This window comes from Pseudomonas sp. B21-017 (assembly GCF_024749245.1).
Taxonomy (GTDB): Bacteria; Pseudomonadota; Gammaproteobacteria; order Pseudomonadales; family Pseudomonadaceae; genus Aquipseudomonas.
The window spans coordinates 1,663,561-1,677,892 of record NZ_CP087194.1 but is presented as its reverse complement, the minus strand read 5'-3'; the positions used below and the strand labels follow the sequence as shown (position 1 = coordinate 1,677,892).

Annotated in this window: 13 protein-coding genes; 2 read left to right on the top strand and 11 right to left on the bottom strand. The window is 61.0% G+C overall.

Features of this window, described 5'->3' with window-relative positions:
- Positions 1 to 36 precede the first annotated feature (36 nt).
- Complete coding sequence (locus tag LOY28_RS07395) at positions 37 to 615, top strand: nucleoside triphosphate pyrophosphatase (protein ID WP_018926223.1); 579 nt, start codon at positions 37 to 39, stop codon at positions 613 to 615.
- 59 nt (positions 616 to 674) lie between these two features.
- On the opposite strand, the gene sppA is transcribed toward LOY28_RS07395, so the two are convergent.
- From sppA to rluC, 3 genes are read right to left on the bottom strand one after another with little or no spacing between them, the layout of a single operon-like run.
- Positions 675 to 1,664 (bottom strand): signal peptide peptidase SppA, encoded by a 990-nt coding sequence (gene sppA, locus LOY28_RS07390; RefSeq protein ID WP_064616586.1) that lies wholly within the window; start codon positions 1,662 to 1,664, stop codon positions 675 to 677.
- Positions 1,665 to 1,688: 24 nt separating this feature from the next.
- Positions 1,689 to 2,351 (bottom strand): HAD-IA family hydrolase, encoded by a 663-nt coding sequence (locus LOY28_RS07385; RefSeq protein ID WP_018926225.1) that lies wholly within the window; start codon positions 2,349 to 2,351, stop codon positions 1,689 to 1,691.
- A complete protein-coding gene (gene rluC / locus LOY28_RS07380; protein WP_007941997.1) occupies positions 2,338 to 3,297 on the bottom strand; it encodes a 23S rRNA pseudouridine(955/2504/2580) synthase RluC in 960 nt (319 codons plus the stop codon). Before rluC ends, LOY28_RS07385 begins: the two co-directional genes overlap by 14 nt.
- Before the next feature lie 700 nt (positions 3,298 to 3,997).
- Here rluC and rne point away from each other — a divergent pair.
- Positions 3,998 to 7,192 carry a ribonuclease E gene (gene rne, locus LOY28_RS07375; RefSeq protein ID WP_258613285.1) on the top strand — a complete coding sequence of 1,065 codons (3,195 nt, stop codon included), beginning with the start codon at positions 3,998 to 4,000 and terminating at the stop codon, positions 7,190 to 7,192.
- Positions 7,193 to 7,284: 92 nt separating this feature from the next.
- On the opposite strand, the gene LOY28_RS07370 is transcribed toward rne, so the two are convergent.
- The 8 genes from LOY28_RS07370 to LOY28_RS07335 form a co-directional block, all read right to left on the bottom strand.
- Entirely contained in the window at positions 7,285 to 7,878 is a 594-nt protein-coding gene (locus LOY28_RS07370) for an NTP transferase domain-containing protein (RefSeq protein WP_258613284.1), read from the bottom strand.
- A complete protein-coding gene (locus tag LOY28_RS07365) occupies positions 7,875 to 8,858 on the bottom strand; it encodes an XdhC family protein (protein ID WP_258613283.1) in 984 nt (327 codons plus the stop codon). The genes LOY28_RS07370 and LOY28_RS07365 overlap by 4 nt, the downstream gene beginning before the upstream one ends.
- Positions 8,858 to 11,179 (bottom strand): xanthine dehydrogenase family protein molybdopterin-binding subunit, encoded by a 2,322-nt coding sequence (locus LOY28_RS07360; RefSeq protein ID WP_258613282.1) that lies wholly within the window; start codon positions 11,177 to 11,179, stop codon positions 8,858 to 8,860. The genes LOY28_RS07365 and LOY28_RS07360 overlap by 1 nt, the downstream gene beginning before the upstream one ends.
- On the bottom strand, positions 11,176 to 11,646 hold the full coding sequence (locus LOY28_RS07355; protein WP_018926230.1) for a (2Fe-2S)-binding protein: 471 nt from the start codon (positions 11,644 to 11,646) through the stop codon (positions 11,176 to 11,178). The genes LOY28_RS07360 and LOY28_RS07355 overlap by 4 nt, the downstream gene beginning before the upstream one ends.
- Positions 11,647 to 11,888: 242 nt before the next feature.
- The gene (gene murB / locus LOY28_RS07350) at positions 11,889 to 12,908 is read right to left on the bottom strand and encodes a UDP-N-acetylmuramate dehydrogenase (protein ID WP_018926231.1); all 1,020 of its coding nucleotides are present in this window, start codon (positions 12,906 to 12,908) and stop codon (positions 11,889 to 11,891) included.
- The gene (locus LOY28_RS07345; RefSeq protein ID WP_258613281.1) at positions 12,905 to 13,369 is read right to left on the bottom strand and encodes a low molecular weight protein-tyrosine-phosphatase; all 465 of its coding nucleotides are present in this window, start codon (positions 13,367 to 13,369) and stop codon (positions 12,905 to 12,907) included. The genes murB and LOY28_RS07345 overlap by 4 nt, the downstream gene beginning before the upstream one ends.
- The gene (gene kdsB / locus LOY28_RS07340) at positions 13,369 to 14,133 is read right to left on the bottom strand and encodes a 3-deoxy-manno-octulosonate cytidylyltransferase (RefSeq protein ID WP_258613280.1); all 765 of its coding nucleotides are present in this window, start codon (positions 14,131 to 14,133) and stop codon (positions 13,369 to 13,371) included. Before kdsB ends, LOY28_RS07345 begins: the two co-directional genes overlap by 1 nt.
- Positions 14,130 to 14,315 carry a Trm112 family protein gene (locus LOY28_RS07335; RefSeq protein WP_003179363.1) on the bottom strand — a complete coding sequence of 62 codons (186 nt, stop codon included), beginning with the start codon at positions 14,313 to 14,315 and terminating at the stop codon, positions 14,130 to 14,132. The genes kdsB and LOY28_RS07335 overlap by 4 nt, the downstream gene beginning before the upstream one ends.
- Between the last annotated feature and the right edge of the window lie 17 nt (positions 14,316 to 14,332).

Below are 14,332 nucleotides of genomic sequence, written 5' to 3'. Positions count from 1 at the left end.
GCGTTAGAATTCGCCCCTTGCCCTTTGGAGATGCGCATGCTGCCTTTATTACTCGCTTCAAGCTCGGTTTATCGCCGGGAATTGCTGGCCCGCCTGCAGCTGCCGTTCACTTGCAGCTCGCCGGATATTGACGAAAGCCATCGCCCGAACGAGTCAGCCATCGAACTGGTAAAGCGCCTCGCCGAAGAAAAAGCCCGGGCACTTACCGCCAGTCATCCTGCTCACCTGATCATCGGCTCGGACCAGGTCGCGGTACTTGGCCAGCGAATTATCGGCAAGCCACACAGCTTCGAAAAGGCCCGCGAACAACTGCTCGCATCGAGCGGTGCCAGTGTGACATTCCTCACCGGGCTGGCATTGCTCAACAGCCAGACCGGCCACTGCCAGGTCGACTGCGTGCCGTTTACCGTGCACATGCGCGCACTCGACGCAGCACGCATCGAACGCTACCTGCACGCCGAACAGCCCTACGACTGCGCTGGCAGCTTCAAGGCTGAAGGATTAGGGGTGAGCCTGTTTCAAAGCACCGAAGGCCCTGACGCCACCAGCCTGATCGGCCTGCCACTGATTCGCCTGGTTGACATGTTACTGGCTGAAGGCGTGCAAATACCCTGAACCGCTGCGCGCGCACAAAAAAACCGGCCACGCAGGCCGGTTTCTTATGCAGACAACGATCAGCGCAACGCCGGCCCCTGGAAGCCCATCCACATTGCCAAATGCTCAGCCACGCTGGCACCGAGCTTTTTCGAGAAGCGATCAAACGGCGACTCCTCGATAGTGAAGTCCACCAGCTCTTTCTCGCCAATCACGTCACGCGCCACCGAACTGGCACTGCCCAGACCATCAATCAAGCCCAGCGGCAACGCCTGCTCACCGGACCAGACCAGCCCGGAGAACAGCTCCGGATGATCTTTGTCCTTGAGACGATCGCCACGCCCCTTCTTGACGCTACTGATGAACTGCTGATGAGTGGTGTCGAGCACACCCTGCCAGAACTGAGTTTCTTCAGGCTTCTGCGGCTGGAACGGATCGAGGAATGATTTGTGCTCGCCAGAGGTGTAGGTACGACGCTCGACACCCAATTTTTCCATGGTGCCGACAAAACCGTAACCGGCCGCGGTCACACCAATGGAACCCACCAGGCTCGCCTTGTCGGCATAGATCTGATCTGCCGCACTGGCAATGTAATAGGCACCAGAAGCTCCCAGATCCGAGATCACCGCGTAAACCTTGGTATCCGGATGCAAGCCGCGCAAACGACGAATCTCGTCATAGACATAACCCGACTGCACCGGACTGCCGCCCGGACTGTTGATCCGCAGGATCACACCCTTGACCTTGTTGTCCTCGAAGGCTTTACGCAGACTGCCTACGATATTATCGGCACTCGCCGGTTCTTTGTCGGCGATCATGCCGGTTATATCGATCAGCGCCGTGTAAGCGGAACCGCGAGTGGCGCTTTTTTCCATATCCATCAGCGGCGAGAACAAGAACAACGCAAGCAACAGATATGCAAAGGTCAGCAGCTTGAAGAAAATCCCCCAGCGACGGGATCGGCGATGCTCCTGCACACTGGCCAGCAGGGTCTTTTCCAGCAGCTTCCAGCTTTTTTCGTCACCGCTCTCCGCGCTCGCCTTGGCGGGTGCTTTCCATTCGTCGGTCATGACATTTACCCCTGCAAAAAACCGTTATGCCCGCTGACTCAGCCAGGCGCGCAATTCTGAAAAACGATCAATGGACAGCCGCGGTTCGAACTGCTGCAACGCCTCAATCGATTGAGCGCCATAGCTGACCGCCACCGAATCCATGCCGGCGTTGCGCGCCATCTGCAGATCGAAGGACGAATCCCCGACCATCAGCGCCTGCTCCGGACGAACCTCGCAATGGGCGAGAATCTGCTCAAGCATCAACGGATGGGGCTTGCTGGCCGTTTCATCGGCTGCGCGAGTGACATCAAAATAATCTTCCCAGCCGTGAGCTTTCAGCACCCGGTCCAGCCCGCGCCGAGCCTTGCCGGTGGCAACCGCCAGGTGATAGCCGTCAGCACGAAACGCCTCCATCGACTCAAGCACGCCCTCGAACAACGGCGAAGGAACAGCCTCTGCCGCGATGTAGTGCTCCGCATAATAGTCACGGAAAGCCATAAGCTCGCCATCGCCGATCTCGGGATACAAAGTCCGAATCGCCTCCGGCAACCCGAGACCGATAATGCCTTTGACCGCAAAATCATCGCGCAACGGGAAGCCGGAGCGCCTGGACGCCACGTGCATCGCCTCGACAATCCGACCAATGGAGTCTGCGAGCGTACCGTCCCAATCGAAAATCAGCAGCTTGTAATCAGATGGGCGCACTCAATCGCTCCACGGTTTTGGCCCACATCTCGTCGACCGGTGCCTGCAACTTCAGCTCGCCGCCATCAGGCAGCGGCACGGTCAGCATGTAGGCATGCAGGAATAGACGCTTGCCGCCCAGGTCACGAATTTCCTTGCTGAAATCTTCATCGCCGTACTTGGTGTCGCCGGCGATGCAATGCCCGGCATGCAAAGTATGGACGCGAATCTGGTGAGTGCGACCGGTGATCGGCTTGGCTTCGACCATGGTGGCAAAGTCACCGAAGCGGCGCAGCACCTTGAACACGGTAAGAGCCTCCTTGCCTTCTTCGTCGACTTCGACCATGCGCTCGCCGGAGCGCAGATTGCTCTTTTGCAACGGCGCACGGACTTGTTTGATCGAGGTCGCCCAGTTGCCGCGCACCAGCGCCATATAGCGCTTGTCGACGCCATCACCGCGCAATGCGGCGTGCAAGTGACGCAACATGCTGCGCTTTTTGGCGATCATCAGCAGGCCGGACGTGTCCCGGTCGAGGCGGTGAACCAACTCGAGCTCTTTTGCATCAGGACGTAACTGACGAAAGGCTTCGATGACGCCGTAATTCAAGCCGCTGCCGCCGTGAACCGCGATGCCAGCGGGCTTGTTGATCACGATCAGCGCCTTGTCTTCATAGACAATCGAGGCCTCGAGCCGCTGCAGCAGCCCCTGCGCCAGCGGCACGGGCTCGTCGCGTTCGGGCACGCGAACCGGCGGCACGCGCACGATGTCGCCCGCCTGCAGCTTGTATTCGGGCTTGATCCGACCTTTGTTCACCCGCACTTCGCCTTTACGCAAAATGCGGTAAATCAAGGTCTTGGGCACGCCTTTGAGCCGAGCGAGAAGGAAGTTATCAATACGTTGGCCGGCATATTCCGGCGAGACCTCAAGCAGTTGTACGCCTGGGGTCGAAGGGGCAGTAGTCGTCATGGTGCGGATGATAACAATTTTTTATGGAATTGAAGCACTTAATCATTGCTGCTATAGTCGCGAACGCCGCCAAAAGTGGCCTGGACAGCGGACTAACGGTCAAAAACCGGCCCTGACCAACGCAATTCACGAGGACGAGAGGCCGTCCTACGGGGCTTTCGCTACGTAACGGCAGAGTTTGCAGTTGTAACAAGCGCAGGTGACATAAGGCCTGAATCATGCCGCAAAGCAGAGTTTTCACTCGCCTTCCGAGCAAATATTCACGGCCAGTTCACAAAGTGCAGTCAGCTGCAAACGACCCCGAGCGAACGCTTCGGAAACAACGCCTAAATTAGCCATGATGCGTGACCTCCCCTTTCGGAGCTCACGGTAAATGCCAACCCGCTGCGGATTCTGCGCGCGGCAGCACCCGAATTATCAGGGATACGTGTAGGGTGGAGATGCACAACCGCTGGACTGTGTAGCAATAGGCTTTATCAAGACGCTTCATCTCGTCCACAGCCGCCGGTTGATTCCTCCTCCTGACTGAGTGCTTAAGTAGCCACAGCAAGCAGGACGCGTACGTCGCGATACCGGCCCAATTGGTCGGACATCGCTGGACACGGGAATGGCCAACCACTCCCGACGCACCTGACACCGACCGTGAGAAGTCGTGTGTGCCGAACGCCGTTTCCGGCAGCCCGGAAACCGACGGTACTACATGAAAAGAATGCTGATTAACGCGACTCAACCTGAAGAGTTGCGTGTTGCACTGGTAGATGGCCAACGCCTCTACGACCTGGACATCGAATCCGGTGCACGCGAGCAGAAGAAGGCCAACATCTATAAAGGCCGGATTACTCGCATCGAACCAAGCCTTGAGGCTGCCTTTGTCGATTTCGGCTCTGAGCGCCACGGCTTCCTGCCCCTCAAAGAAATCTCCCGCGAATACTTCAAGAAAACTCCCGAAGGCCGCGTCAACATCAAGGACGTCCTGAGCGAAGGCCAGGAAGTCATCGTTCAAGTCGAAAAAGAAGAACGTGGCAACAAGGGCGCCGCCCTGACCACCTTCATCAGCCTGGCCGGTCGTTACCTGGTTCTGATGCCGAACAACCCGCGTGCCGGCGGTATCTCCCGTCGCATCGAAGGTGAAGAGCGCAACGAACTGCGTGAAGCCCTCAACGGCCTGGTTGCACCGGCCGACATGGGTCTGATCGTTCGCACTGCCGGCCTTGGCCGCAGCAGCGAAGAAATGCAGTGGGACCTCGACTACCTGCTGCAACTCTGGACCGCCATCAAAGAAGCCTCGCTGGACCGCGCCGCGCCGTTCCTGATCTACCAGGAAAGCAACGTGATCATCCGCGCCATCCGCGATTACCTGCGCCAGGACATCGGCGAAGTGCTGATCGACAGCGTTGAAGCCCAGGACGAAGCCCTGACCTTCATTCGCCAGGTGATGCCGCAGTACGCCAGCAAGATCAAGCTGTACGAAGACAGCGTTCCGCTGTTCAACCGCTTCCAGATCGAAAGCCAGATCGAAACCGCCTTCCAGCGCGTCGTCGAACTGCCTTCCGGCGGCTCCATCGTCATCGATCCGACCGAAGCCCTGGTGTCCATCGACATCAACTCGGCGCGCGCCACCAAAGGCAGCGACATCGAAGAAACCGCTCTGCAGACCAACCTTGAAGCCGCCGAAGAAATCGCCCGTCAGTTGCGCTTGCGCGACATCGGCGGCCTGATCGTCATCGACTTCATCGACATGACCCCTGCCAAGAACCAGCGCGCCGTGGAAGAGAAAGTCCGCGAATGCCTGGAAGCCGACCGCGCCCGCGTGCAAGTCGGTCGCATCTCGCGCTTCGGCCTGCTGGAAATGTCCCGTCAGCGCCTGCGTCCATCGCTGGGCGAAAGCAGCGGCATCGTTTGCCCGCGTTGCAACGGCACCGGCATCATCCGTGACGTTGAATCGCTGTCGCTGGCGATCCTGCGCCTGATCGAAGAAGAAGCCCTGAAAGACCGCACCGCCGAAGTTCGCGCACAAGTGCCGATCCCGGTGGCAGCGTTCCTGCTCAACGAAAAACGCAACTCGATCACCAAGATCGAACTGCGCACCCGCGCCCGCATCGTCATTCTGCCGAACGATCACCTCGAAACGCCGCACTTCGAAGTTCAGCGTCTGCGTGATGACAGCCCGGAAGCCAGCATCAACCAGTCCAGCTACGAGATCGCTGCTGCCGCTGCGGAAGTCGAAGAAGTCCAGCCAGCCGCCGCGACCCGCACCTTGGTTCGCCAGGAAGCCGCAGTCAAGACTGCACCGGCTCGCGCCAATGCTCCGGTGCCGACCGAAGTCGTCGCCGCCCCAGTAGCTGCGCCGGTTGCCGCGCCTGAGCCAAGCCTGTTCAAGGGCCTGGTGAAGTCGCTGATCAGCCTGTTCGCGACCAAGGAAGAGCCAGTTGCGCCGGTCGTGGTTGAAAAACCAGCGACTACCGAGCGCCCTGCCCGCAACGAAGAGCGTCGCAACGGTCGTCAGCAGAGCCGCAACCGTAACGGTCGCCGCGATGAAGAGCGCAAGCCTCGTGAGGAACGTGCACCGCGTGAAGAGCGCGCACCACGTGAGCCACGCGAAGAGCGTCAACCACGCGAAGCCCGCGAAGAAACGCCAGCAGTCGCCCGCGAAGAACGCGCTCCACGTGCCCCTCGTGAAGAACGTGCACCGCGCGCACCGCGTGAAGATCGCAAGCCACGTGGCGATCGTGAAGAACGTCCGGTTCGTGAACTGCGTGAGCCTCTGGATGCCGCTCCGGCCGCCGCTGCCACCGCTGAAGAGCGTCCGGCCCGTCAGCCACGCGAAGAGCGCGCTCCACGCCCACCGCGTGAAGAACGTCAACCACGCACCGAGCAAGCCGCTGCTGCCGCTGCCGAAGAAGAGCTGCCAACCAACGAAGAGCAACTGCAGGAAGATGGTCAGGAAGTCGCCGAAGGCGATCGTCCACGCCGCCGCTCCCGTGGCCAGCGTCGTCGCAGCAACCGTCGTGAGCGTCAGCGCGATGCCAATGGCAACGTGATCGAAGGTTCGGAAGAGTCCGAATCCACTGAAAACGCCGAAGCGCCAAGCGCTGCCGATCTGGCCGCCGGCCTGGCTGTTACCGCAGCCGTTGCCAGCACCGTGATCAGCGCACCTGCTGAAGCACAAGCCAACGAGCAAGCCGAACGCGCTACTGCTGCCACTCTGGAAACCGCTCCGGTTGAAGCGCCAGTGGTTGAAGCGAGCACGCCGGTGGAAGTCATCGCCGCTCCGGAAATCGAAGTGGCCCCGGTTCGTGAAGCACAGCCTGAAGTTGAAGCTGCCGCCGAACCAGTGGTTGCTGCAGAACCTGTCGTTGAAGCACCAGTGGCTGAACAGGTACGCGAAGTTCGTGAAGAACAAACCACGTTCAACTGGGTTGCCGAGCCACCGGTTGCTGTCGAAGCTCCAGCGCCAGTCGCTGAGGCTCCGGTTGCTGAAGCCCCAGCGGCAGAAGCCACGGTCTCCGAGCCAGTGGTTGCGGCTGCCGAGCCTGCTCCGCTGCTTGAAGCACCGGTGGTTGCCGAAGCTGCACCCGTGGTCGAAGCCGCTCCTGTCAGCGCTCTGACCCCAAGTGGCCGTGCGCCGAACGACCCACGTGAAGTACGTCGTCGCAAGCGTGAAGCCGAGCGTCTGCAGAAGGAAGCCGAACTGGCTGCCGCTGCTGCTCCGGCCGCTGCCGAGCCAGCACCGGTTGTTGCTGAAGTCGTCGAGGCAGCCCCTGCCCCGGCCGCTGAAGTGCCTGCCGAGCCGGTTGAATCCGTGATCGACGAAGCACCGCGCTCCGTTCAAGAAGCGGTAGAGCAACACGAGCAAGCCCTGGAAAAAGAGCACGAGCCTAAACCCCTCGCCTGATTCCATCGGCCACTAAAAAGCCCCGCCTGGCGATCCCAGGCGGGGCTTTTTTTATGTCGGTGTCTTCGCAGGAAAACCGCGATGGCGGTGCATCAGGCGAAGACCAACCTCTCTGGTATGTCCACATCCCACAACACACCCGGATCCTCCACCGCCACCTCGACCACCCTCGCCTGCGCAAACAGTGACTTGGCGCCCTGATCGCCGGTCAACGCCATCAATCCCGGACCGAAGCTTCGCCCGAACCCCACCGGATGCCCATATTGCCCTTCATGCACCGGCACGCTGATGGCGTCATCCGCAATGGCCGCAACGACCTGTTCAATGCTCGACGGCAGGATAAACGGCATATCCCCCAGCATGATCAGCCAGCCATCGAGGTGCGAACAGGCCGCCACACCCGCCGCAATGCTGTCGCCCAGGCCGGTCGTCTCGATTCGCACAATTTCGCAACCATAAGCCTGCGCCATGCGAATCACTTGCGGGCGGTCCGCGGTGGTGACCAGCACACGCTTCTCGAGTGTGGTTGGCAGATTCACCAGCACCTGCTCGATCATTGAGTGCACGGTGATGCCATCACGGGCGGTGCAGTCCACCAGCAACTTGTCCTTATCGTCACCCGCTACCTGTCGAAACCGGCTGCCCTGCCCGGCGGCTAGAACGATAACGCCAATGGAGTCACTCATACGCCCTCCTGCAACGGCCTTTTCTGCTTGAGCTCGATGCCGTTCTTGATCGCCACAATCTCGGCCAGCAGCGACAAGGCGATTTCCGCCGGAGTATGGCTGCCGATGTGCAAGCCGATCGGGCCGTGCAAGCGTTCGATGGCCTGTTGGGACAAGCCTAGCTGAGCCAGGTTGTCCCGGCGCTTCTGACTGTTGACTCGCGAACCCAGCGCACCGACATAAAATGCCCTGGAATCCAGGGCCGTGAGCAGCGCCATGTCATCCAGGCGCGGATCGTGGGTGAGCGCGACGATGGCGGTGCGTTCGTCGGTCTGGATGGTCAGCACTGCTTCGTCGGGCATGCCCGGAACGAAGCGACCGTGTTGTTCTTCCCAGCCGTAGACGAACTCGGTGCGCGGATCGCAGATCAGCACTTCGAAATCCAGCAGCCGCGCCATCTCGGCGACATACCGCGATAGCTGCCCCGCGCCGATCAACAACAATCGCCAACGCGGGCCGTAAATGGCGCGCAGTGTGTTGCCATCAAAACTCAGCACATCGTGCTTGTTCGCCGACTGCAGAACCACTTCACCGGTCGCAATATCCAGCGAGCGCGCAACAATTTCATGCGCCTCGCAGCGCGCCAGCAACTGGGCGACCCACGCCGGATCGCCGACGCGCTCCTCGGTCAGGCGCAACGTGCCGCCGCAGGGCAAACCAAACCGCGCGGCCTCCTCACGAGTGACGCCATAAGTAATCAACTGCACCGGAGGCCCATCGGCCGGGATACGGCCATCGTGCAGCCGGGCAATCAGGTCATCCTCGACACAGCCACCGGACACCGAACCAATCACCACGCCGTCTTCACGCAAGGCCAGCATGGCGCCAGGTGCCCGGGGCGCGGTACCCCAGGTCTGAACCACGCTGTACAACATCACCCGCTGACCGGCGCGGCGCCATTCCAGCACGCTGCGCAGGACGTCCAGATCGACGCTGTCCATCAGGCGTCAGCCTTCTGCCAGCCTTGCAGCTGATAGCGAACCGGCAAGTCACGGATGCGCTTGCCGGTGGCCGCGAAGATCGCGTTGCACAGCGCTGGCGCAATCGGCGGCACGCCCGGCTCACCGACCCCGCCCAACGGTACATTGCCCGGTGGCGTGACCAGGTGCACGGCGACTTCCTTCGGTGCCTGGGACATGCGCGCCACTTCGTACATGTGGAAGTTGTCCTGCTGGACCTTGCCGTCCTTGAAGCTGATTTCCCCCAGCACCGCGTTGCCCAGGCCCATGACGCAGGCGCCTTCGAACTGCGAGCGAATTCGCTCGGGGTTGATCTGCGGGCCGCAATCCACGGCGATGTCGGCTTTGTGCACGATCAGCGTGCCATCGTCTTTGACTTCGACTTCGATCACGGCTGCCACATAAGTGACAAAGCTGTAATGCACCGCCAGGCCCAAGCCACGGCCCTTGGGTAGCTTACGCCCCCATCCGGCGGCTTTAGCGGCGGTTTCCAGCACGGTGCGCATCCGCGCGGTATCGATCGGATACCGCTCGGGGGATTCGCCGTAGTTCCACTCTTCACTCAAGGTACGCGGATCGATCTGACGGTCCGGGCCAAGCAGCTTGATCTGGTATTTGAGCGGGTCCTGGCCGGCCTTATGCGCCAGTTCATCGAAAAAGCACTGAATCGCAAAGCCATGAGGGATGTTCGACACAGAGCGATACCAGCCGACCCGCGTGTGGACCGCTGCTTCAGGGTTTTCCAGGCGCACGCTGGGGATCGCATAAGCCATGTTGGTAAAACCCATGCCCAGCTCGAAAGCCGCTTCATGGTTCATCCCCGGCGCGAACAGCGCGGTGATGCTTGGCGCCACCGTGCGGTGCAGCCAGCCAGACGGCAAGCCGTCCTTGTTCAGACTGGCCTTGAGGTATTCGGCAGACACGGTGTGGAAATACGAGTGGTGGATGTCGTCTTCACGGGTCCACTGCACCCGCACCGCTTTGCCCGGGAATTCCTTGGCCAGGATCGCCGCTTCAACCACGAAGTCCGGCTTGGACTTACGACCAAAACCGCCGCCGAGCAAGGTGACGTTGAACGTGACGTTATCGAACGGAATGCCCAGGCGCTCGCCAATCCGCTCGCGGGTGACTTGCGGCGCCTGGCTTGGCGCCCAGGCCTCACACACACCGTCCTTGAAACGGGCGATGGCGACCATCGGCTCCATCGGCGATTGCGCCAGGTGCGGCAGATAGTAAGAAGCTTCAAGGGTGCTGTCGGCAGCGCTCACGGCCTGGTCGATGTTGCCGGTGTTGCGCACCACTTTGCCGGGCTTGAGCGACGCGGCTTCGAGTTCCTTGCGGTAGGTGATCGAGTCGTAACTGGCGTTGGGGCCGTCATCCCACTCGATCTTCAGCGCTTCGCGACCCTTGATCGCCGCCCAGGTGTTGCTGGCCACCACAGCCACACCGCCAAGAGGCTGGAACTCGGACGGCAATGGACGGCTTTCGATTTGCAGAACCTTGATCACCCCCGGGACTTTCATCGCAGCGCTGGCATCGAAGGATTTGACCTTGCCGCCGTAGACCGCCGGACGGGCGATGGTGGCGAAAAGCATGCCGTCGAAATGCACATCGGCGCCGTAGACCGCGCGACCGTTGACGATGTCCGCACCGTCGATGGCCTTGGTGCCTTCCTTGCCGATGTAGCGAAACTCCGACGGCTGCTTGAGCCGCAGGCTGTCGCGAGCCGGCACCGTAAGCGCACTGGCTGCTGCGGCCAACGCGCCGTAGCCCAATTCACGGCCAGTCGATTTATGGATGACCTTGTGCAGTTGCGCATGGCACTCGCTGACCGGCACTTTCCATTGCGCGGCGGCAGCTTGCTCAAGCATGGTCCGCGCGGCAGCACCGCAACGGCGCATCGGCTCGTACCAATGACGCATGCTGCGCGAGCCGTCGGTGTCCTGATTGCCGAAACGTACTTCATCGCCCGGCGCCTGTTGCACTTTGACCTGTGCCCAGTCGGCTTCCAGTTCATCGGCCACCACCATGGACAGACTGGTGCGCACGCCCTGGCCCATTTCCGAACGGTTGCAAATCACCGTCACGCTGCCATCGGCGGCGATGCTGATGTAAACCTTCGGGTCATCGATCCAGCCGTTGGGCATGCCGTCGGCACCGAATTTCTGCTCTTTTTCGGCGGCTAATGCATCCTGCCAGCCCCAACTGGCGGCCAGCACCAGCGCACTGGTGGCGCCCACGCCCTTGAGGAAACCGCGGCGGCTGAGATTACTCAGCGCAAAATCATTCGGTAGCTGGCTCATGCCTTGGCCTCCTTCAGGTGAGTGGATGCCTGGCGGATGGCGGTCTTGATCCGGTTGTAGGTGCCGCAACGGCAAATATTGCCGACCATCGCCTCTTCAATCTGCTCGTCGCTGGGGTTCGGGTTGGTTTTCAGCAGCGCGGTGGCCGACATGATCTGTCCACCCTGGCAATAACCGCACTGAGCCACGGCGCTGTCGAGCCAGGCTTGCTGGACGACTTTGCCCACCGGGTCGGTGTGCAGGTTGTCGATGGTGCTGACGTTCTGGCCGACCACCGAGCCGATCGGTGTGATGCAACTGCGCGCTGGCGCGCCGTCGATATGAATGGTGCAGGCGCCGCACAGGCCCATGCCGCAGCCGAATTTGGTGCCGTTGTAGCCAGCCACGTCACGGATCGCCCAGAGCAGCGGCATGTCCTCGGTGACATCGAGTTGATGATCTTGACCATTGAGTTTCAGGGTAATCATGGGCACGCCCGCATAGTTATAGAGGTTATGGGGTCGAGCAATCTGCCGCTTGGGGTTCGCGGTTCACTACACGCAGATCGACTCAGGCTAATCGGCTCTCATATGTAGACGCGACGTCTGCACCGGGCCTTTGATGGAGCAAATGCTTGCATCGTTAGCTGGCTAAGTTAACTGAGCATTAACAAAAAAACCCTGCACATTTGAAAATGTGCAGGGCTTTTTAATCAGCCTGAAGCGTAGCCTCAATACTGGTTGGGTTCCATTTCCAGGTCGACCTTGAAACGCTCTGCAATGTCGTTCTGAATGCGCTGCGCCAGATTCAGCAATTGCAGGCCCGTTGCGCTGCCGTAGTTGACCAGCACCAGCGCCTGTAATTTATGCACACCGGCATCGCCGTCGCGAAAGCCTTTCCAGCCGGCGCGTTCGATCAGCCAGCCCGCCGCTAGCTTCATTTGCCCATCGGGCTGCGCATACGCCACCAGATCCGGGTATTCACCCTTGAGTTGTGCCACAAGTGCGGCGGGCACCAACGGATTCTTGAAGAAGCTGCCGGCATTGCCGAGCACCGCCGGGTCCGGGAGTTTTTCGCTGCGGATGCTGCAAATGGCCTGGCTGACGTCGGTCGGCGTCGGGTGATCAATACCCTGCTCGGTCAGGCGCTGACGCACCGGGCCGTATTCCAGGTGCAGGTGCGCGGTGCGCGTGAGGGTGAAACGCACCCGCAGGATCAACCAGCGCCCCGGCTCCTGTTTGAACAGGCTGTCGCGGTAGGCAAAGTTACACTCGGCCAGTGTGAAGTCCCGCAGCTCGCCGGTCTGGCGATCGAGGGCTGTCAGGCCGGCGAATACGTCCTTTATCTCGACACCGTAAGCGCCGATGTTCTGCATCGGTGCCGCGCCGACGGTGCCGGGGATCAGGCTGAGGTTTTCCAGCCCCGACCACCCTTGCGCCAGGGTGTGCTGCACAAACGGGTGCCACGGCTCGCCCGCCTCGGCTTCGATCACCACCTGGTTGCCGTCATCGCTCAGCAGGCGAATCCCCCGTGTGGCCATGCGCAACACCAGTGCCGGCACATCGGCGGTCAGCAACAAATTGCTGCCACCACCGATCACCAGCACCGGCACTTCGTGTTCCACCGCGTAGGCCAGGGCTTCGCGCACGTCGGCATCGCTATGGGCTTCGGCAAACAGCCGCGCCTGAACGTCCACGCCAAAGCTGTTGTACGGTTTGAGCGAAACCCGGGGTTGAACCTGCAAACTCATAGCCGTCCCTTCAATTCGATCACCAGCAGATCGCTGGCGCGCTCGATCAGGTCCAGTACCTGTTCGAAGCCTTGGTCGCCGTCGTAATAAGGATCCGGCACTTCATCGACTTCCGACTGGTAGCGACGCAGGAACAAATCCAGCTCGGCCTTGCCCTTGGCCGGTTGCATGGCCTTGAGGTGGCGCAGGTTGCTGTTGTCCATCGCCAGAATCAGGTCGTAAGTGGCGAAATCGGCGCGGGTCACTTGCTGGGCGCGCTGGGCGGACAGGTCGTAGCCGCGCAGCTTCGCAGCAGCCTGGCTGCGCTTGTCCGGGGCCTTGCCGACGTGCCAGTCACCGGTGCCGGCAGAAGCCACTTCGACTTGATCGGCCAGCCCCGCCTCATGCAGCTTGCACCGCAATACGCCCTCAGCCGTGGGGGAACGGCAGATGTTGCCCAGGCAGACGAACAGGACCCGCATCAGGCCTCCAGCAGGCGACGAACGCGCTCAAGGTCTTCAACGGTGTCGACGCCGGTGGGCGGTGCGATCAGCGCGTCGGCGACATGAATCCGCACGCCGTGCCACAGGGCACGCAGCTGTTCCAGAGATTCGGTGTTTTCCAGCCAGCACGGGCCCCAGGTGACGAAGTCCTGAAGGAAGCCGGCACGGTAAGCATAAATGCCGATGTGGCGGCGATATGGCACGCCTTCCGGCAATTGCTCGCGGCTCTTGGCAAACGCGTCCCGAGCCCACGGCAAGGTGGCACGACTGAAGGTCAGCGCCAGGCCATTGAGGTCGCTGACCACTTTGACCACATTGGGGTTGAACAGGGTTTCGACGTCTTCGATCGGCTCGGCCAGGGTGGCCATGCGTGCTTCGGTGTGAGCAGCCAGGTTGGCGGCGACCTGATCGATCACGCTTGGCGGGATCAACGGCTCGTCGCCCTGAACATTGACCACGATCGCGTCCGGGGCCAGGCCCAGTTTCGCCGCAACTTCAGCCAGGCGGTCAGTGCCGGAGTTGTGATCTTCGCGAGTCAGCACCACTTCGGCACCAAAGCCCTTGCAGACCTCGACGATGCGCGCATCGTCAGTGGCAACCACCACGCGCTGGGCGCTGCTTTTGCTCGCCTGTTCCCAGACGTGCTGGATCATCGGCTTGCCGGCGATCAGCAGCAGCGGCTTGCCCGGCAAGCGGGTGGAGGCGTAACGCGATGGAATGACAACGGTAAAGGCTGTGGTCATTTATCCAGACGCTCATCGGTGGTCAGGGTGCGCGCTTCGCTTTCGAGCATCACCGGGATGCCGTCGCGAATCGGGTACGCGAGGCCGGCGCCCTTGCTGATCAGCTCGGTTTTGTCGGCGCTGAGCTTGAGTGGGCCTTTGCAGACCGGGCAAGCGAGGATGTCGAGCAATTTGGTGTCCATGTACATTCCCTGGATAG